15 protein-coding genes are annotated in these 19,087 nt (G+C 69.3%); 8 read left to right on the forward strand and 7 right to left on the reverse strand.

What is annotated here, in order from left to right; all coding sequences use genetic code 11:
- Positions 1-3,177 carry an AAA family ATPase gene (locus JOF29_RS28020; protein WP_209697414.1) on the forward strand — a complete coding sequence of 1,059 codons (3,177 nt, stop codon included), beginning with the start codon at positions 1-3 and terminating at the stop codon, positions 3,175-3,177.
- A 608-nt stretch (positions 3,178-3,785) separates the two neighbouring features.
- Here JOF29_RS28020 and JOF29_RS28025 read toward each other — a convergent pair.
- From JOF29_RS28025 to JOF29_RS28035, 3 genes are all read right to left on the reverse strand, one after another.
- Positions 3,786-4,685 (reverse strand): IS3 family transposase, encoded by a 900-nt coding sequence (locus JOF29_RS28025; RefSeq protein ID WP_209695550.1) that lies wholly within the window; start codon positions 4,683-4,685, stop codon positions 3,786-3,788.
- A complete protein-coding gene (locus JOF29_RS28030; RefSeq protein WP_209695549.1) occupies positions 4,682-4,993 on the reverse strand; it encodes a transposase in 312 nt (103 codons plus the stop codon). Before JOF29_RS28030 ends, JOF29_RS28025 begins: the two co-directional genes overlap by 4 nt.
- Before the next feature lie 198 nt (positions 4,994-5,191).
- On the reverse strand, positions 5,192-5,470 hold the full coding sequence (locus JOF29_RS28035; RefSeq protein ID WP_209697415.1) for a YciI family protein: 279 nt from the start codon (positions 5,468-5,470) through the stop codon (positions 5,192-5,194).
- A 151-nt stretch (positions 5,471-5,621) separates the two neighbouring features.
- On the opposite strand from JOF29_RS28035, the gene JOF29_RS28040 reads away from it, so the two are divergent.
- The 5 genes from JOF29_RS28040 (at position 5,622) to JOF29_RS28060 (ending at position 13,521) form a co-directional block, all read left to right on the forward strand.
- The gene (locus JOF29_RS28040) at positions 5,622-6,968 is read left to right on the forward strand and encodes an AfsR/SARP family transcriptional regulator (RefSeq protein ID WP_209697416.1); all 1,347 of its coding nucleotides are present in this window, start codon (positions 5,622-5,624) and stop codon (positions 6,966-6,968) included.
- Positions 6,969-7,047: 79 nt separating this feature from the next.
- A complete protein-coding gene (locus JOF29_RS28045) occupies positions 7,048-9,366 on the forward strand; it encodes a fibronectin type III domain-containing protein (RefSeq protein ID WP_209697417.1) in 2,319 nt (772 codons plus the stop codon).
- 5 nt (positions 9,367-9,371) lie between these two features.
- Positions 9,372-10,370 (forward strand): AAA family ATPase, encoded by a 999-nt coding sequence (locus tag JOF29_RS28050; RefSeq protein ID WP_209700039.1) that lies wholly within the window; start codon positions 9,372-9,374, stop codon positions 10,368-10,370.
- Positions 10,367-11,485 (forward strand): DUF58 domain-containing protein, encoded by a 1,119-nt coding sequence (locus JOF29_RS28055; protein ID WP_209697418.1) that lies wholly within the window; start codon positions 10,367-10,369, stop codon positions 11,483-11,485. Before JOF29_RS28050 ends, JOF29_RS28055 begins: the two co-directional genes overlap by 4 nt.
- Positions 11,482-13,521 carry a transglutaminase TgpA family protein gene (locus JOF29_RS28060; RefSeq protein WP_209697419.1) on the forward strand — a complete coding sequence of 680 codons (2,040 nt, stop codon included), beginning with the start codon at positions 11,482-11,484 and terminating at the stop codon, positions 13,519-13,521. The genes JOF29_RS28055 and JOF29_RS28060 overlap by 4 nt, the downstream gene beginning before the upstream one ends.
- Here the strand turns inward: JOF29_RS28060 and JOF29_RS28065 are convergent, their stop codons facing one another.
- The gene (locus tag JOF29_RS28065; RefSeq protein ID WP_209697420.1) at positions 13,522-15,018 is read right to left on the reverse strand and encodes a protein kinase domain-containing protein; all 1,497 of its coding nucleotides are present in this window, start codon (positions 15,016-15,018) and stop codon (positions 13,522-13,524) included. It abuts the gene before it with no gap.
- Between the two features lie 119 nt (positions 15,019-15,137).
- Between JOF29_RS28065 and JOF29_RS28070 the strand changes: the two genes are divergently transcribed.
- On the forward strand, positions 15,138-15,692 hold the full coding sequence (locus JOF29_RS28070; protein ID WP_209697421.1) for a hypothetical protein: 555 nt from the start codon (positions 15,138-15,140) through the stop codon (positions 15,690-15,692).
- Positions 15,689-16,210: a hypothetical protein gene (locus tag JOF29_RS28075; protein WP_209697422.1), complete on the forward strand. Its 522-nt coding sequence runs from the start codon at positions 15,689-15,691 to the stop codon at positions 16,208-16,210. Before JOF29_RS28070 ends, JOF29_RS28075 begins: the two co-directional genes overlap by 4 nt.
- On the opposite strand, the gene JOF29_RS43665 is transcribed toward JOF29_RS28075, so the two are convergent.
- Genes JOF29_RS43665 through JOF29_RS45575 form a run of 3 tightly spaced genes read right to left on the reverse strand, consistent with a single transcriptional unit; the run spans position 16,205 to position 18,886 of the window.
- Positions 16,205-16,435, reverse strand: coding sequence for a hypothetical protein (locus tag JOF29_RS43665; RefSeq protein WP_245359521.1), 231 nt, complete (start codon positions 16,433-16,435; stop codon positions 16,205-16,207). The genes JOF29_RS28075 and JOF29_RS43665 overlap by 6 nt on opposite strands.
- Positions 16,341-17,855 (reverse strand): right-handed parallel beta-helix repeat-containing protein, encoded by a 1,515-nt coding sequence (locus JOF29_RS28080; protein ID WP_245359524.1) that lies wholly within the window; start codon positions 17,853-17,855, stop codon positions 16,341-16,343. The genes JOF29_RS43665 and JOF29_RS28080 overlap by 95 nt, the downstream gene beginning before the upstream one ends.
- Complete coding sequence (locus tag JOF29_RS45575) at positions 17,852-18,886, reverse strand: helix-turn-helix transcriptional regulator (protein ID WP_209697423.1); 1,035 nt, start codon at positions 18,884-18,886, stop codon at positions 17,852-17,854. The genes JOF29_RS28080 and JOF29_RS45575 overlap by 4 nt, the downstream gene beginning before the upstream one ends.
- Positions 18,887-19,087: the final 201 nt, after the last annotated feature.

Below are 19,087 nucleotides of genomic sequence, written 5' to 3' on the forward strand. Positions count from 1 at the left end.
ATGCGCATCGTGTCCGTCATCGCGCACGCGTTCGGCCCGCTGGTGGACGCCTCTCTCGAGTTCGCGCCTGGCATAACGGTGCTTGCGGGCGGCAACGAGTCCGCGAAGTCCTCTTGGCACGCCGCGGTGTATTCCGCGCTCTGCGGTCGCCGCCGCGCAAGGGGCGCCCCGACCAGGGAGGAGAGGCGGTACGCCGATCTGCACCGGCCGTGGGATGGCACGGCGTGGCGCGTGTCGGCGGTGGTCGAGCTCGACAATGGCCGTCGCATCGAGCTATCCCAGGACCTCGAGGGCATGGTCGACTGCCGCGCGATGGATGTTGCGCTCTCCCGCGATGTCAGCGCCGAGATCATGTTCGACGGATCCCCGGACGGCAGCCGGTTCGTCGGGCTGGACCGCAAGTCGTTCGCTGCGACCGCGTGCGTCAACCAAGCGGAGTTGCTCGCGGTCCTCGATGCAGCCGGCGGCCTGCAGGATTATCTGGCACGGGCAGCGGCCACCGCTGGCACGGATGCGACCGCGGCCGCCGCCCTTGAGCACCTGAGTAACTTCTATCGCGACCACGTCGGGCAGGACCGTGCCAACGCGACCAAGCCGCTGCGCACCGCTAAGGTCCGGCTCGCATCCGCCGAGGAGGCCCTGGCACGGGCACGGGCCGAGCACGCGGACTATCTCTCGCGGATTGAGGCCGCCGACGACGGCCGCGACGAGGCGAGCCGCGCCTGGGCGGCGACCGTGGCCACCGAACAAGACGCGCACGCCGTCGAAGAGCTGCTCACAGCGGCTCGTGTCGCCACACTGGCGCAGACGGACGCCGAACGGGCGCGGGAGCGCGCCACGCAAGTCGCTGGCGAGCTGTCTCGCTTAGACCGGCGCCGAGCCCGCGCGACCGAGATCCACAGCCGTTTTGGCGGGGTCGCTCCCAGCGGCATCGCCGACCAGGAAAGCAGCGCCCAAATCGTGTCGCGGGCACTGGCCATGTGGCAGGCTGCGCCAACCCCGCGCCCGCTCGCCGGGCCGACCGCCGAGGAGCTGCGCGCCGAGCTCGAGACGCTGCCTGCCGCACCAGATGGGGACACCACGGTCGTCCCGACCGTGCGCGCCCTGGTGTCCGCTTATGAGCAAGCTACCGCGGTGGCGGCAGCGTACGACCGGCGCCGGCCAGCCTCGGACGGCGCCACGGACGACCCGACGCTGGCGGCCGCAATCGCGGCCGGCCCAGCAATACTGCGTGAGCTGGCCGCATCCCTGGCGGCCATCGACGCGCCCGGTAGCGTCGACGTGTCCGACCCATCGAGCCTGCCGGCGATCGAACGAGAACTGGACGATGCCCGTGCCCAGCACCGGCAGGCCGCCGAGGCCGCCGGAGCCGCAAGCCACGCCGCCGACGAGATAGCCGCGGCGGACCGGCAGGCGGCTCGCGTTTCGGCACCCGGCGTCGCGGCCCAGACCGCAGGCGACTCCAAGTGGCGGACCGCGCTGCTAGCCGCGGCGGGCGTCGCCGCACTGGTCGGCATCGCGCTGCTTGTGGCGGGGCTGCCGCTGCCAGGCGGGGTTGCGGTCGCGGTAGCCGTGCTCGCTGGCGTGCTCGGCATCAGGCGCACGACCGCTCCGGCATCGGCCCGCCTGACCGGACCGAGCCCGACCTCCGCGGCCGAGCAGGCCCGGCAGACCGCAGCAGCGGCCGAGCACGCACTCCGGGAAGCCGACCGGCGTGTCGCGGAGTGCGAGGGGCGTCACAGCGCCGCCGCTGCCGCGGCCCGCCGCGCAGAAAATATCCGCGCGGACAGCGCCGCCCAATGCGCGGCACGCGGTGTGCCGGACGACATGACTGTGCTGCGGCAACTAGCCGCGCAGACCGAGGTACTGCTGGAGGCGCGGATTGCCACCGCCCGATGGATCGCGGACGTCGAGCAGCTCCGCACCGACGCGGGCCGCGCCGAGGACCGGTTGCGGACCGCGCTCAGCTCCCGCGGAGTCGCCGCTGCGGACGACACGGGCGTGCCCATCGCCGACGCCTTCGCCACCTACGAGCAAGCGTGCGCAGCGCGAGCGGAGAAGACCACCGTCGCCGCGCGCCGGGCGCCGCTGGAGCATGCCCTGGCCGATCGGGTCGCCGCCGAGGACGCAGCCGCGGAGGCCGAGGCGACCCGTGCCCACGCTGTCAACTTACTCCGGGACGCCGCCCGCGTCGCCGGGCTTCCCGCCGACGCCGAGCCGACAGCCTTGGCCGTGGCGCTGCCCGCCTGGCAGGACCAGTGGGCCGAGCAGGTCCAACACGCTGAGGGCGAGCAGCGGGACTGGGCTGAGCTCGTCACGCTGCTCGAGGGCTGCACCCTGGAGTCGTTGAGCGAGTCCGTAACTTCGCTGCGCACCGAGTACGCGGCCCTGGTGAGAGCTGCGCAGGACGCCGACGCCGCGTCACGGGAGGCGATACGGGAGCGCGACGTGGTCGCGGCCGGCGCCGAGGTCGACGCTGAGACCGGCGGTGACTGCGACGCCATTGCGAAGCTGGTCCAACGCGCCCAGGAGCAGGTGGCCGTGGCCCGCAGTAACGCGTCAGCGCTGGCAGCTGATGCGGACAACGCGGCAGGCGCACTGGCCGAGCGGGCGAGGTCGCTGTCAAGCGTGCCGGAGGCAGAGGAGGAGCTGACCGCCGCGCAGGCGGAGATGGAGCGCGTCGACAAACTCGCAGCTACGTTGGAACTCACTAGACGCTTCCTCGCCGACGCGCAGGAACAGGTGCATCGCGACATCGCTCCGGTGCTCGCGGGCACGCTGCGGCAATGGCTGCCGTCGGTGACCGAGGACCGGTACGTCGACGCGATGGTTGATCCGGCGACTCTGCAGGTGAAGGTGCGGGGCGCGTCGGGCCGGTGGCGGCGCGCGGACCTGCTCTCTGTCGGCACCGCCGAGCAGGTCTACCTATTACTGCGGGTTGCTCTTGCCCAGCATCTGACATCCGGCGAGTCGTGCCCGTTACTGCTCGACGACGTCACGGTACAAGCCGACGAGGTGCGCACCCGCCAGCTTCTCGAGCTGCTGCTGCGGCTCTCGGACCAGCGGCAAGTCGTGCTGTTCGCGCAGGAGGCCTCGGTCGTCGCTTGGGCTCGCGAGTACCTGGCTGGCGACCCGCGGCACGCCTTATATGAGCTGGACCGCGTCGCGACCGACTGATGAAAGACCCAGGGGCCGCCGAGCTGAGGCCGCGCCACTGTCCCGGTGACGTCAGGCCTCTTCGTCACGACGTGACTAGGCCACTTCTTCACACCTGCTTAACGGCAGTTCGTGCCACGAGTAATGTCACGCCCGGAGCAGCGCAGACGCGACAGCCGGGCTCGGACGGTAGGCCGCGCTCATCGCGAATCGTCCGCATCTCCAACTACCGTCGTCTGGACTGGCCTACCAGGTTGGCTGAGGTGGATATCAGTGTTCTTGCTGTTTTGGGGCGGGTTGGTGTCGGGGTTTTGGGTGGGTCGAATGTTTTGTGGGGTGCTGGAGGTGGGGCTAGCGTCGGTGGGTGTTGCGTAGGGCAACGAAATTGACATTGAGGGAGATGGTTATGAGGGCGATCGGGCGAGTGATGGTGATGGGGGCGGCTGTGGTGTTTGGTGGGGCGGCGGTGGCTCGGGCGCAGGCGGAGGCTGAGCACACGACCACCTGTGCGATCCAGGATGCGTGCCTCAAGTTGTAGAACATCACGCGGCATAACGGGTACCAGGTGTCCGATGTTTGGTGCCGGGTGGGCTTGACCCGTTTCGACGGACAGGGTCGATATGAGGTGGTCAGGCTACCTGCTCGGCCGTGACCGTGAGGCTGGATTCGTACTGTGTAGGGCTGAGATAGCCGAGGGTGGAATGGCGCCGGCGGGTGTTGTACCAGCCCTCGATGTAGTCGAAGAGCGCGCTGCTGGCGGCCTTGCGGGTCGGCCAAGCACGGCGGTGGATCAGCTCGGTCTTCACGGTGGCGAAGAAGGACTCGGCCACGGCGTTGTCCCAGCACTGACCCTTGCGACCGACCGACAGTGTCACGCACAGATCCCTTGCCAGGTTGGCGAACTGGGCCGAGGTGTACTGACAGCCCCTATCGGAGTGGAACACCACGTCGGCCGCGGGCCGGCGCCGGTTGACGGCGTCGGTGAGCGCGTCGGCGACCAGGTCGGTGCGCAGATGGTCAGCGACGGCCCAGCCGACGACCCGGCGGGAGGCGAGGTCGATGACGGTGGCCAGGTAGAGCCAGCCTTGCCAGGTGTGGATGTAGGTGATGTCACCGCACCAGCGGCGATCCAGCTGACCGGGGTGGTCGGGGTCGATGTCGAAGTCGCGGCCGATCAGGTCCGGGCGGGTGGCTGCGGCCGGGTCGGCGATGGTGGTCTTCTTCCATCTTCGTGGGGTTCGCCCGTACCGGTCGGCGGCCCGCATCAGCCGGACGACCCGTTTGCGGGAACACCGCTCGCCTTGGGCCCTCAGCTCGCGGTGCACCCGCGGCGAGCCGTAGGTGTAGCGGGAGTCGTCGTGGATCTCGACGATCTTGCCGGTCAGTTCGGCGTCGCGCTGCTCGCGCAACGAGGGGCCGCTGGTGCGGTCGGCGTAGTAGGCGGAACGGGAGACCTGCAGCAACTCACACGCCCGCTTCACGCTGTGATTGCCCGCCTTCTCCGCCTCGATGAACGGGTAACAGTTCACCGGGTCTCCTTCGCGAAGAAAGCCGTGGCCCGCTTGAGGATCTCGACATCCTCACGCAGCCGGCGAGCCTCCCGCCGTAACTGGTTGAGCTCGTCTCGCTCGCTCGTGGTCATCCCACCGTCACCGGTACCGGCGTCACGCTCGGCCTGGTTCAGCCACTGCCGGACCGCGGTCTCGGTCAGATCGAAGTCCTTCGCGACCTGACCCACCGACCGGTCGCCGCGCTGGCACAACTCGACGATCTCGGCCTTGAACTCAGCAGTGAACGAACGACGAGGCCGCGGCTTCTTCTTGCCCATGGACTCCATGATGAACATCCTTCCGGAGCACAAGCTCCTGATCTCGGATGTCCGTCAAAACGGGGCAGGCCCAGGGATCCGGACACGACCTGTGCGCCGGAGTGGAATTGTGCGCACGGGTGGCAGTTCCAGTGGTGGGACTGAAATAGCTGAGTGACACGGCGGGTGGCGTCCTCTCTCGGAGGTGGGATGCCGCCCGCCGGCATGTCAGCTGAGATGTACGGCGTTCCACTCGAGGATGCGGGGTGTCGCCAGGCCCTCCAGGACGAACGGGTCGTTGGTGATGAAGTGCTCGGCGTCCTCGCGAGTGCGGAAGATGCCCATCGATGCGGCTGCCGAGTCGGGGGCCTGGAATGGGCCTAGTGCGATCAGTCCACCGCCGGCTGCGTGGAACTGTTCGTAGTAGGTCTTCTGGCTGGGGAACACCTCCAGGAGGCGTGAGCGGTCGGCGCCGTCGGTGAGGTTGTACAGCACGACGTATTCCACAGGGCCAGTGTGACCCACCTGTTCGGTTTGATGGGAGCGGTGTGGGTAATTACCTTCTGTAGCTGATTGTGGTCTGTGGGTGTGGAACCGGCGTGCGGATCCCTGCGTCGGAGTGGTTCGTTGAGTCCAGCGCAGGTGGAGGTGTGCGGCGGTGTTGTTCCGGGTGCTGGGGCCTGTAGAGATCGATGGCACCGATGCGGTCAGCTATATCCGGGCCGACAAGCCCCGGGCGTTGCTTGCCCTGCTGTTGGTGAAGGCGAACAGCTGGGTCGGTGTGGGCGAGATCGTCGATACGGTCTGGTCCGGTAGGACGCCCCCGGTTTCGGCTGAGCGCAATATTGGTACGTACATCTGGCAGTTGCGTAGGACCCTGCCGCCGCTCGGTGTGGACGGGCAGCGGATCGAGAGTCGCTCCAAGGCGTACCGGATCCGCGTGGAGGCCGGTGAGCTGGACTCGGATCGTCTGCAGGCGCTGCTGGCCGCAGGTGGTGACGCCCTGTGGGCTGGAGATGCTCCGACGGCGCTGAAGCACCTGGAGGCGGCGCGGTCGCTCTGGCGGGGTACGCCGTACGAGGGGCTGGTCACTGATCAGCACCAGCCGGAGGTGACGCGGCTGGCTGAGCTGCACTGGTCGGTACGGGAGCGGCTGGCGGATGCGTTGATCGGTACGGCGCGGTTCGCGGACGCGGTGGCACTGTGCAAGAGCCTGACGACCGAGGACCCCCTGCGGGAGACGAACTGGGCGCGGCTGGTGGTTGCGTACCGGGACGCGGGACGGCGGGCTGATGCGCTCGCGACGTACCAGAAGGCCCGGGCTGCGCTCGTGGGCGAGCTGGGTACTGAGCCGGGGCAGGAGCTCCGGGCGCTCCAGCAGCAGCTGTTGTCCGACGTACCGGAGGAGCATCCCAAGCCGGAGCCCACTGGGCCGGACGCGTATGTGCGGACCGTACTGGAAGCTGCTGGTGCGTTGGACGGCGAGCACGCTGTGGCTGCTCACCATTGGTTCACGACGCGACACGTCGAGTTCACGACCGCTGTCCGCCAGCTGCTGGCCGAGAAGGACGTGGCCAACGCGTGGCTGTTGACCAGTGCACTGCACCAGTTCGTGGAGACCGGTGGTGACGTACCGGACTGGGCCCCTCTGGTGTCGGACGTCGCTGCAGCGGCCCGTGCCGGCAAGGACTGGTACGGCGAACTCATCACCCGCAACATCCTCGGGAGCGCGCTGACACGGACAGGGCGGCTCACGGCCGCCCGTGCCGAGTTCACGGCAGCTCTGGGGATCGCCTCGGTGCACGACGACCGGGACGCCGAGGGGACAGTACTGGTGAACCTGGCGATGGCCGAGGCGAGTGGTGGTGCCCGTCAGCAGGCCGCCGAGTACTTCCGCCGCGCACTACGGCTGCTGCGGGAGGGCCCGATCGCGGCGGAGGCCCGCCAGGCCCTGGCCGAGCTGGGCGAACCCGAGGATCCCGCACGCGCCACTGTCGCCTCCTGAAGACAGCTTCCGGACGTCTCGTGGCCGGATGTATCGCCGCTGTACCGCAGCTGGACAAAGGAAGGGCACGTTTAGCCTCATGACTCGCCTCGCCAGTGCGATCCGCCGCCCCGTCGCGTGGTGGACGATCGCGGCCCTGGTCCTCGGGACGTTCATCGGGTACTCGGCGCTCGGCCGCGGCGCCCCGGCGGTCGCGTTCCAGCAGGCCGGGCACTGGGTCTACAACGCCACCCTCGGCGCGGTCTTCCGGGTCGACGGCGGCGGCAAGAACGTGAACGCCGAGGTCCGCGGCGTCCAGGCCGAGACCGGCAGCCAGGTCGTCCAGGGCACCACCAACGGGTACGTCGTGCGCTCCGACGGCGTGATCGTGTTCGGCAAGTCGAACCTGACCGTGAAGAACTCGGTCCGGATCGGCATCCCGGAGGAACCGATCGGTATCGAGGCGCAGAGCGGCCCGTACCTGGTGTACCGGCAGCACGGCCAGATCGTCCGGCTCGGTGACCAGCTGCAGACGATCACTGTCGGCAGTGCGGTATCCAGTGCGATCGCTACCGCTGACGGTGCGCTGTGGCTGCGCGACTCGGACCACTTCTGCAAACTGGCGCCCGCGACGACCACACTGGCCTGTGAGCTGCCTACCCAGGGCAGTGACGCCGGAGCACTGCTGAGCGTGGCCGGCAAGCCTGCCTTCGCCAACTTGAGCAAACGCACCCTGACTCCGCTGACCGGCGACAAGGCCGGCCATGCGGTGCCACTGGACGTTTCTGGTGCTCTGCCGACCACCTCTGTCGTAGCGCAGTCGGACGTCAACGGGCGCATCCCGATCCTGGCCGGTCAGCGGCTGCTACTGGTCGACGCTGCCGGAGCCAAGGCGGCCGAGAGCATCAACCTGCCGCCGGGCCGGTACGACGCTGTCGCCACGGCCGGGGCCTCCGTCGCAGTACTGGATGCCGACAAGCGCGTCGTACGCACGTTCGCTCCGGACGGCAAGCCGCTGCACACGCACGACCTAGGTAAGAAGCAGGGCGACCGTCAGGGCGGGCCGCGGGTCACGGCTGGGCAGGACGGCCGGCTGTACATCGACGACGAGACCGGCCAGGTGGTGACCGTGGTCGACGGTGACGGCTCGGTCAGCGAGGTGGACGTCAACGGCGGCGACAAACCGGTGTCCCCGACCGCGAGCGAGTCGCCGACACCGACACCGACGCCGACCGCGCCGACCCCCAGCAGCACGCCCACGCCGACGTCGACCCCGTCCACCCCGACGCCGACGCATCGGCCGATCCTGCCGCCGGTCCAGGTGACCATCGGCAAGCCGCACCCGACCGGGACCGTGCTGCCACCGCACCCGACCGAGCACAAGCCGAAGAAGACCGAGACCACCCGCCCGACGACGCCGCCGCCGACCTCGAAGCCGACGAAGCCGATCGTGAAGCCGACGAAGCCGACCGTCCCGCCGCCGGCCGCACCCGGCGCGCCTGGAGCGGTGACGGCCAAGCCCGGTAGCGGCAACGCGACGGTGACGTGGACGGCCGCGCGGGCGAACGGTGCCGCGATCTCCGGCTACAAGGTGAGCTTCCGGGTCGCACCAGGCACGTACGTCGTCGGCCTGCCGGCATCGGGTTCGGGCACCGTCTCAGGTAGCGCCCGGAGCCACAGCTTCAGCCAGCTGCTGAACGGCGGTGGCTACGTCTTCACCGTGCAAGCGATCAACAGTGTCGGCTCCGGCCCGGCCGTGGACTCCAAGGTGATCTCGATCAACGGCAAGGCTGATCCGCCGGGGCCGCCGACCAAGGTCAGCGCCGCCGCCAATCCGGACGGCTCGGTCGCCGTCTCCTGGACAACGCCGAGCGCCGCGGACTACACGCTCAGCGGCTACACCGTGATCGGCTCCGACGGTACGAAGACCCAGGTGCCGACGTACCTGACCTCGACGACGCTCAACCCGTCCAAGGGGAAGGGCGTGAGCTACCAGGTGACAGCCACGAACAGTGCTGGTACGTCGGTGCGCTCCGCCGCCAGCCGCACCGTCTACCCGTACAGTCCGGCCGCAGCTCCTAAGGTGACTGCCACACCGGGCAAGGGGTCGGTAACGGTGACCTGGACCGCGCCGAACCTCAACGGCGGTCAGCTGGTGCACTACGTGGTCTCCGCGACCGGCCAGGCGGACAGGACCGTCACAACGAGAAGCACGCGCTACACCGGTCTGACAGCTCTCCAGCTGACCATCTCGGTCACGGCGATCACCCGTGAGCGCAACAACAGCAGCAGTACAACAGCAACTGGTACGGCGGGCTCCACCACGGCGACGCCGGCGGCGGGTGCTCCCGCGCTGCCTCCGGCGAGTGCGCCGTCCGGGGTCGTACGACGTACCGCGCGGCGACGGAAGGACAGGTAGTGGGGATGCGGGACGCGGGCGGCAGCATGGAGCCGCAGCAGGCGTACGAGCTGATCGCGGCCAACGTGCAGCGGGTGATCCGCGGTAAGCCACAGGTCGTACGGCTGGCGGTCGCGACGCTGTTCGCCGGCGGGCACCTGCTGATCGAGGACCTGCCCGGGCTCGGCAAGACCAGCCTGGCCAGGAGCCTTGCGCGCAGCATCGGTGGCCGCTGGAGCCGGATCCAGTTCACGCCCGACCTGCTGCCCGGCGACATCACCGGTGTGGTCGTGTACGACCAGGGCCAGGGCCGGTTCGTCTTCCACCCGGGCGGCGTGTTCGCGAACATCGTGCTCGCCGACGAGGTGAACCGCGGTACGCCGAAGACCCAGTCCGCGCTGCTCGAGGTGATGGCCGAGCGGCAGGTCACCGTGGACGCGGAGTCCCGTCGGGTGCCGGACCCGTTCATGGTGCTGGCCACGCAGAACCCGATCGAGATGGAAGGCACGTACCGGCTGCCCGAGGCGCAGCTGGACCGGTTCCTGCTGCGGATCGAGATCGGCTACCCGGACCACGACGCCGAGGTCGAGGTGGTCGCGCTGGACGGTGCCGGTCCGACGCCTGACGACCTGGAGCCGGTGATCGACCCGGAGACCCTGCGTGGTGTGGTGGCTGCGGTGAAGTCGGTGTACGTCGACGAGGCGGTGATGGCGTACGCCGTCCGGCTCGCTGCGGCCACCCGTCTGCACAGCGCGGTCCGGTACGGCGCCAGCCCGCGCGGCAGCATCGCACTGGTCCGGGCGGCCCGAGCGATGGCTGCAACGGACGGCAGGTCGTTCGTGACGCCGGACGACGTGAAGAACATCGCCCACCCGGTTCTTGCGCACCGTCTGGTGCTGACGGCAGACGCCGCGCTGGCTCGTCGTACTGCGGAGAGTGTCGTGGACGACGTACTCGAAGACACCCCGGCGCCCGGCAATCCCGTACGACGTGATCTCAAGCGGGCTCTTGGCGTCGTGTCATGACGACGCGGCTCACGCTGCGAGCCTGGGGAGTACTGGGTGGCTCGATCGCCCTGCTGGTGGCGGGTCAGCTGCTCGGGTACCCAATGCTGCAGGTGCTGGCCGGAGCGGGGCTTGCTGCAGTGCTTCTGAGCGTGCTGACCGTCGTACGGCGTCCAAAGGTCACCGTGGAGCGCGTGTTGTACCCAGACCGCGTCGAGTGTGGTCAGCCCGCGCTGGCGCGGCTGGTGGTGCGTAATGAGGCCACGCGGCGGCAGCCGGCGTTCGTAGCGGCTGACACGGCCGGCCCGCACCAGTCCGAGGTAGCCGTCGCGGCCCTGGCACCCAACGGCGCTGCCACGTACCACTACGAGCTGCCGACCTCCCGTAGAGGCCCTGTGTCGGTAGGGCCGTTGCTGTTGCGTCGGTCGGACCCGTTCAGTCTCGTGTCCTGTCGAGTGTCGATCGGTAGCGCTGCAACGCTTCTGGTGCATCCGAAGCGGTACGCCGCGCGTACGGCTGCCGGCATCCGGCAGCGGCACCACTTCGAAGGGCCGGTGTCTGCCGGTCCTTTGCGTGGCTCGATCGACCTGCGCCGGCTGCGTGAGTACGTGCCGGGTGACGAGGTCAGACACGTGCACTGGAAGGCGTCTGCGCGCGCGGGGCGGCTGATGGTGCGTGAGTACGTCGACCCGGACCAGCCGCGGCTGCAGGTGTTGCTGGACACACGCACGTCGGTGTTGACCGCTGACCAGTTCGACACCGCTGTCTCAGTCGCGGCCTCGATCCTGGTTGTTGCCGCACAGTCCGGCCAGCGTCTACGGCTCACCACTCCGTGCGGTACCGACCACGACGTACAGTCCGTCGGCGATCTGCTCGACGAGCTGGCGAGGATCGAGCAGTCGACGACCACGACCAGCCTGCTGGAGTTGCTGCCGGTCGCACGTGACGGTGGCGCGCTGGTGGTGCTGACAGGGGACGCGGCCGACCTGTCGACGGTGCGGACGAGCTACCGGCCCGTCGTGTACGTCGACGTGACGCACGAGGAGGCGGCGCTGCACACGGCGTCCGGCGTACACCGCATCCACGCGGACAACGCGCAGAACGCAGTCGACGCCTGGAACGTCGTACCGACATGAGCCGACGGCTACCGATCCTCGGAGTACTCGCCGCTGCCGTCGTAGCGGGCCTGTTGTTCGCACCGCTCTTCGGCACGGCGGCTGTGCTCTGGCCGATGCTGGCGGTCGCGGTTGTCGCCTACCTGGTTGAAGAATCGATCCTGCACCGGCCAGGGCTCGCTCGCTGGCGGGTGCCGTTGACGCTGGTCGGTGGCATCGTCGCGCTGCTTGCGGTCATTCCTGGCGCCGCTCGACGCCCCCTGTCCTTGTGGGAGGCCGTGACCTCCGGTTGGCGCCGTACGCTCGAGTCGACGTGGCCGGCCAGTCCTGTGCCTGACTTGGTCGCGTTCGTGCCTGTACTCGTTCTGCTTGCCTGTCTGATCGGGGCACGGGTGTTGCAACGCTCGCGGCTGTTGGCTTTGCTGCCTGCGGTCGTAGTGGCTGGGCTGTCGCAGGCGTACGTCACTGTCAGCGGTGTCGACGCAGTGCTTGCCGGGCTGGCGCTGACGGCTTGCTGCGCGCTGGTCCTGTTGCAGTGGCCGGGTGATCGCGGGTCCTGGCTTCGGCTGGTCGCAGCACTCGCCGCTATGACGGTAGCCGCAAGCACGCTTAGCGTGGCGTTGCCGACGTCCAGTGCGGTGCACCTGCCGAAGCCGAGCCCACCTGATTCTCCAACGGTGTTGAGCAACCCCCTGACCGAGATTGCCGCGCGACTGCACTCACCGGACACCGTGGTCTTCACAGCACGTGCCAACGGGCCCGTGGACCGTTGGCCGGTCATTGCGCTCGACTCGTTCGACGGAGTGACCTGGACGGCCGCTCCGAAGTTCCAGCGGCTCGGCCGCGAGCTCCCGCTCGACTCACACGTGACGGTCCCGGTACGGCGGCAGTCCGCCGACGTAGCGCTGGCCGACTGGTCCCTGCCGTGGCTGCCGAGCCAGAGCCGCACGCTGTCTGTGGTGGACGACAAGCCGCTGCTGGTCGACCCGGCGTCGGGTGCTCTGCTGGCAGAGGACTCCCGGCCCTCGCAGTACCGCGTCAACTGGGCCGAGCCGACGGTCGACGTCGACGCACTGGCGTCGGCCGGCGTCGACTCGGATCTGCGCAGTGGTGACGACCTCGGCGAGGTGCCGGCCGGTATCGACGAGCTTGCCCGCAGCATCGCCGGTGACGTGCGGCCGTCGTTCGAACTCGCCCTGGTGCTCGAGAAGTACCTGCGGACCAACTACAAGCTTGCGACCGGCGAGAACCTCCCGACCGGCCACGGGTACGCCCAGCTCAACTACTTCCTCCAGCACAGCAAGCGCGGTACGTCGGAGCAGTTTGCGGCCGCGTACGTCGTGATGGCCCGTCTGCTCGGGCTACCGGCGCGCCTGGTGGTCGGGTTCAAGCAGCCGGACACTCCGAGCCCCGACGGTACGTACGTGATTCGCAACCGCGACGTACTCGCCTGGCCGGAGGTTGCGGTGACGGGGGTCGGCTGGGTACCACTGGACCCGACTGGTACGGCTACATCCACGACAAGCAAGGGCGGCCTGGCCGGTGCGGCGGAGACCGTGCGCAAGAACCTGCCGTCCACCAAAGAGATCGAGCGCGAGCACCAGTCCGAGCCCAACCTCCCTGCCCCGAAGACCCCCACCACGAACCACTCCCCGGGCTGGGGCGCGTTGCTGGTCGCGGGAGGCGTCCTGGTCGTCGTGCTGCTGCTGTGGCTCCTAGGAGTCCCACTGGCAAAGGCCGTACGTCGTCAGCGCCGTCGGCGGCACGGGACGCGCGGGGCGTGGGCGGAGGCCCGTGACCTGCTGCGGGACCACGGCATGCGGGTGACGCCGGCCGCGACCGCACGGGACCTGGCGCGTGATTCGGACGGGGCTGTGTCGCAGGCGATGACCTTGCTGGCTGGGTGTCTGGACCGGGCGCTGTGGTCCGGTCAGGACTCCGACCCGGACCGGGAGTTCGCGTGGTCCGCCGTACGGAAGGCCCGTCGCGGGCTGGCCGAGGGACGGTTGACGCAGCGGATCCGGACGACGCTCAATGCGCGCAGCCTGATCGGCTGATCAGTGCCCCTCGCACTGGGCGTCGCGGATCGGGCGTGACTGGGACTGGCCCGGGTTGAGCCCGTCGGTTGCCTGGATCGCGAAGCAGTACTGCACACCTGGCACCACGGGTACGCGGTACTTGGTCGCCTTGTAGACGAGCGTCGTGGTGGCCTTCTGGCCGGCCTGGGCGACGACGACCGCGTAGTTGACGTCCGACGGTCCGCTCCAGCTGAGGACGACGTACGTACTGTGGTCGGCCGGTGGGTTCAGCGTGATGACCAGCGCTGGTGTGGACGACTGGGTCGGTGTGGGCGCGCTGATCGGTGGCTGGTCGGTCTGGTTCTTGCGGTTGGCCAGGGCAAAGCCTGTGATGAGCGCTGCGGCGAGCACTACGCCACCTGCCACCAGCAGGCGGTTGCGGCGCTTGGCTGGTGGCTTTACAGGGGCAGGCGGCTCCGGTGGTGCTGTCTGCTGCTGTTGAACAGGCGCAGGCGGTGGAGGCGGCGCTGCTACCGGCTGGCGTGGCGGCTGCGGCTGCGCCTGTGGTTGGGGCTGCGCCTGTGGTTGGGGCTGAGGCTTCGGAGGAGCTGGATTGGTTGCCGGAGGCCATGACGGCAGGTTCCTGCGGTTCAGGACCGTTGGCCGCGGCCGCAGCGGCGACGAAGCGACCGGCTTCGGCGGAGGAGCCATCGATGGCGCGACCGAGCGTGCAGCCGGCATCGGCGTCGTGGATGCTGCGAGCACGCCCAGCGCAGCCGCTACCTCTGCCGCGGAGCCCGGGCGCTTGGCTGGGTCCTTCTCGAGCAATCGCGCGATCAGCCCGGCGAACGAGTCCGGCAGTACGTCGAGGCGTGCGGGCGGGTCGTTCAGCACCCGCAGGATGTGTTCGCCGGCGGTCTCGCCCATCCGCGCTGCGAGCGGTGGCTTGCCGCTGCCGGCGGCGTATAGCACGGCACCGAGCGCGTACAGGTCGGACGAGGCGGTGAGGGTGCCGTCGCGCAGGGTCTCCGGCGCGATGTACAGCTGGCTCGGTGAGTTCAGGGCGGCGTGGCCGGTGTGTTGACCGAGCCCTAGCGTCAGGGCGGACAGTTGAGGTCGGCCGTCCTGCTGCAGCACCACGGCACCTGGTGCGAGGCCACCGTGGACCAGCCCGGCGGCATGGATCGCTACTAGCCCTTCTGCGAGCTGCTGGCCCAGTACGGCGAGGTCCGCGGGAGAACGGAGCTGATCGCGCAACTGGTCCGCCAGCGTGCCTGCGTCGGCAGTGGTGACCAGGTACGGGTAGCCGTCGGTCATGCCCGGTTCCAGGACACGTGCCACCTGCGGGTGGTCCACGCCCTGCAGTGCCTTCGCCTGTTTGGCGAACGTGGCAGCCGTTCCGGCGTCGACGCGCACCGGGTACACCAGGGCGCTGACCGTGGTCCCTTGCCATAGGCATCGGTACACCTGTGGGATACCGGACCGGACCAGCACCACGTCCGTGCAGCCTGGAACAGCCGGTCCTGTGTCTGTCACGTTGTCTATCTTCTCTTGTGAACAGGTCGTTCGCCGCGACACCGGCGGCTGCGGCCACACTCTGGCCACATGCTGCAACCCGTCTGCTCCCGTCCGCCGTGGCTGTCACCGTGAGTCGCATGACCACGTTGATGTTCCCGATCGGCCATTGCCTCGGGACGTACTACGCCAGCGCAACGGACAGCCATGTCCAGCAGGTGCGGCTCGGTGGTGAGATCGTGGGGTTGACCGACGAGGAGTTCGCGGTCTGGTCGCTGGCGCACGGTCTGGCCGACGACCGAAGCCGCTGGGACCGGAACCGGATCGTCGAGCTGCTGGCCGGCAGCGAGATCCCGGACAGCATCGATCAACTGCTGGCCAGGCACCTGCTGGCCGAGGTGGACCTGGACAGCCTGGCGGACTTCGCAGCACGTCACAGGCTGCTGCCGCTGCACTTGGGCCTCGGGAACACGCCGGAGATCACTGCTGTGTTCAGATCGGGTACGACGGAGTTCCCGCTGGCTGGGATGACCCGTACGCTCTACGACCTCTGGCTGTCCGGTCACCTGTCTCCCAATCTCCTGGTTGCGTGCAAGGCCCACGACGCCGAGCTGTCCGCCGTACTGGCCTCGCTGCACGCGCTGCTGGCACCGAGTGCCGCCTGCCTCGACCTGGCGACGGAGGAGCAGCCGTGATCTTCCCTGTCGGCCACGGCGCCGGTCCGCGGGCCAGCGACCAGTACGTAGTCCGCGTTGGCGGTACGGCGGAGCAGTTGAGCGAAGCGGAGTTCGGTGTCTGGGTCTGCGCACACCAGTCCGCCGACCTGGACGAGGTGCTCGCCGTGTGCGCCGACGCCGACATCGAGGACGCCGGGCAGCACCTGGACGAGCTGCTGCGTCGCGGGCTCGTAGTGCAGGTCGACGACGTGACTGCCTTCGCTCAGCAGTACAGGTTGCTGCCGTTGTTCATCGGGCTCGGCAACCGTCCCGACGACCCGCAGCAGTTCGCCATCGGCCTACCGGGCCTGGAGCCGCTGGCGGTAGTTCCTGCGACGACGTACGAGCTGTGGCAGTGGGGCTGGGTGGCTCCCTCGCTGTGGGCGCATTGTGAAGTGCTGGGCACCATCGGCGAGCGGCCACAGCTCGACGTCGTACTCGACGGGGTCTCCGCGTTGCTGTCGGACTTCGTCGCGGTTCTCGACCCGGTGTCATGAGACGGCGGCGGTCACGTCGTCCAGGCGGAGCCTACGCAGTTCGCTGAGGCCTGGCATCCCGCCCAGTCGCCGTAGCCGTTGTGACTGTGCCTTGCGGACACGGTCGAACAGCCGGCGGGCGTCGCGGGCGTTACCGAAGTTGGCGGCCTGTGAGACGACGGCGAAGTGCCGGTGCAGGAGGGGCTCGGCGCCGTCGTCCAGGTCGTACTCCTGGGCGGCGACCATCCGCTGCACGATCAGCGTGAGCTCGTCGGGGGAGTAGTTCTCGAAGTCGATGGTCTTCGAGAACCGGGACGCGAGACCCGGGTTGGCGTCCATGAACCGCAGCATCTCGTCGCTGTACCCGGCCACGATCACCGCCGCCTCGTCGCGGTGGTCCTCCATCAGCTTCACCAGGGTGTCGATCGCTTCCTGGCCGAAGCTGTCGTTCTCGGCACCGGCCCCGGGACAGCGTGTACGCCTCGTCGACGAACAGCACGCCGCCGGTCGCACCCTCGAACACCATCGTGGTCTTCTCGGCCGTGTGACCGAGGTACTGACCCACCAGGTCCCGCCGGGCGACCTCGTTGAACTGGCCTTTCGGCAGCACGCCGAGCGCAGCGAGCAGCTTGCCGTAGATGCGGGCCACGGTCGTCTTGCCGGTACCAGGAGCGCCCGCGAACACCAGGTGGTGGCTCAGACTGCCAATCGGCAGCCCGGCCCGCCGGCGCCACTCGTTGACCTGGATCTCGTCGATCAGGCTCCGTACCTCGTCCTTGACACCCGCCAGACCGACCATGGCATCCAGCTCGGCGAGCAGGGACTCCACGTCCGCCCCAGTGGGCTCGTCGGTGGTCATTCGGGAGTCCAGCTGCTCAGCAGCCGTCACCGAGACCAGCTCAGGCTCGGCCAGCTCCAGTGCGGGCTCTGCTGTGTTCTCCCAGCGGCAGGACACCACCTCACCGCGGCACCGCCTCCCGTACGCGACAGCCGGTCCGGCTGCGTCGCGGACCACCGTGTGCCGCAGTACCGCGGTGGAGTCGTAAGCGATCAGGATGCCCGCTTCCGACGTACCCGAGACCTCGCAGGTGTCGATGGTCGGGCGGCCGTACTGGTACGCGTAGACGCCGCGGCGGCCGCAGTCGGTGATCTGGCAGTCGTGCAGTACGACGGTCGCGCCGAGCCGGACGATGACGCCGTCGGCGGACACGCCGGTCACCTTGGTGTGTTCGACCTTCGCCGTGCAGTCCTCCAGCACCAGGCCGTGCTCGCCGCCGCTCACCTGGCAGTGCGACACCGCTACCTCAGCCGGACCGGTGACCTGTACGACGGGACCGAAGCCGGCCGACAGGACACACCGTTCGGCTCGGAGCGTCCCGCCGTCCAGCTGGATCGCCGGTGCGTCGCCCGCGCGGATCGTCACGTCCCGGAGCGTCAGCCGGCCGCCGGACGCACGCAGTACGGGCGCCGGCGCGGTCGTGGCGTCGATGACCACGTCGTCGCCGTCCGCGGTCAGCGTCACCGACCGGTCGGCCAGATCGATGGTCTCCAGGTAGACGCCTGGCGCGATCGAGATGACCGCGTCGTCGGGTGCGTCCAGTACGGCGGCCCCGATGCTCGGGTACGCCCCGGGCCGGTCCGGCGACACCAGCAGCGTGCGGCTCATCGCGTCCCCAGCCAGCCGCGCTCGGACGCCTTCAGCCCGGCCTGGAACCTGCTCTGCGCGCCGAGGCGGGCCATCATCTCCGACACCATCCGGCGTACGGTCCGGACCGAGACGCCGAGCTGTGCGGCGGCAGAGGCGTCGGTGCCGCCGTCGCTGAGCAGCGACAGCACCTCACGTTCGCGGACGGTCAGCCCGGACGCGTCGCCCAGGCCGGTCGGCTGGCGGAGCGGGGTGGCCGCGTGCCAGACCCGCTCGAACAGTTCGGTCACGGCGCCGACAGCAGCTGCCAGCCGGAGGATGCTGACCGCTCCGCGACCAGTGCGGTCAGCGGGGAGCGCGACGGTCGCTGTGTCGACGATCATCGCGCAGAGCGGGACCGTGGTCGCCGTACGGACCTGGGCCCCGTTGCGGGTCAGCTGTTGCAGCCGGCGCGCCAGCATGGGGTCGGTGCGGGCAGCGTCCGGTACGAGGATGCGGTAGCGCACCGGCGGGGCCAGGACACCCGTACCGAGCTCACGGAGACCCGCGATCGGGTCTGCGAGGCCGGCCGTGGCCGGCGTACTCACCAGCACCTCACCGGAGGCCGACTTGAGCAGGCCCTCGATGGTGCGCTGCGCGGCGGCCGGGCTGCCTGCCCAGTCCAAGGCGCCGTTGCTGTCGCCAAGTGGCGCCGGGTGCCGGCGGGCGAACTCGCCGGCGATCTCGGCCGCGGCCACCCGGCTGCGTTCCAGGTCACGGGTGACCCGCGCCAGGTCGGCCTCGCGTTCGGCGAGCAGGGCGGTCAGGCTGAGCCGCGGGTTGAGCGGGCGGACCACGGCACCTGTACTGTCCCGGGTCAGCAGGCCGAGAGCGGTCAGGTGCCGGATGACCTCGTGGGTGGATTCCTCGTCGAGGCCGAGCCGCTCGGCGAGTTCGGCGGCGGTCCAGGACGGCCGTTCGAGCACCATCAGGTACGTGCGCTCGGCGGTCGCGTCGACGCCCAGATGGGCGAGTCGCAGTCCGGTGCTGCGGAGCTGCGGAGTGGTGGGCACGGCACGCGGGTAGCGGACCGCACGGGGGTACGAAGCGCCTTCGACAGGCTCTGACTGGGACACGGGACACCTCGCTGGATTCGGTGAGTCGGACGGACTCGATGGCGAACACCAGAACCATCCCGGGCCGTCATCCAGCGGGAATCTTGCGGCTGTCCACGCCTGATACAGCCGATACAGCCGCTGTCCAGCGGCCGCCTG

It is taken from the genome of Kribbella aluminosa, from assembly GCF_017876295.1.
In the GTDB taxonomy this organism is placed as follows: Bacteria; Actinomycetota; Actinomycetes; order Propionibacteriales; family Kribbellaceae; genus Kribbella; species Kribbella aluminosa.

Excerpts from the sequence above, each read along its gene's own strand:
- JOF29_RS28020 (WP_209697414.1), top strand. The coding sequence starts at position 1 with ATGCGCATCGTGTCCGTCATCGCGCACGCGTTCGGCCCGCTGGTGGAC.
- JOF29_RS28030 (WP_209695549.1), bottom strand. The coding sequence starts at position 4,993 with ATGGAGTCCATGGGCAAGAAGAAGCCGCGGCCTCGTCGTTCGTTCACT.
- JOF29_RS28045 (WP_209697417.1), top strand. The coding sequence starts at position 7,048 with ATGACTCGCCTCGCCAGTGCGATCCGCCGCCCCGTCGCGTGGTGGACG.
- JOF29_RS28050 (WP_209700039.1), top strand. The coding sequence starts at position 9,372 with ATGCGGGACGCGGGCGGCAGCATGGAGCCGCAGCAGGCGTACGAGCTG.
- JOF29_RS28055 (WP_209697418.1), top strand. The coding sequence starts at position 10,367 with ATGACGACGCGGCTCACGCTGCGAGCCTGGGGAGTACTGGGTGGCTCG.
- JOF29_RS28060 (WP_209697419.1), top strand. The coding sequence starts at position 11,482 with ATGAGCCGACGGCTACCGATCCTCGGAGTACTCGCCGCTGCCGTCGTA.
- JOF29_RS28070 (WP_209697421.1), top strand. The coding sequence starts at position 15,138 with ATGACCACGTTGATGTTCCCGATCGGCCATTGCCTCGGGACGTACTAC.
- JOF29_RS43665 (WP_245359521.1), bottom strand. The coding sequence starts at position 16,435 with ATGGTCGCCGCCCAGGAGTACGACCTGGACGACGGCGCCGAGCCCCTC.
- JOF29_RS28080 (WP_245359524.1), bottom strand. The coding sequence starts at position 17,855 with ATGAGCCGCACGCTGCTGGTGTCGCCGGACCGGCCCGGGGCGTACCCG.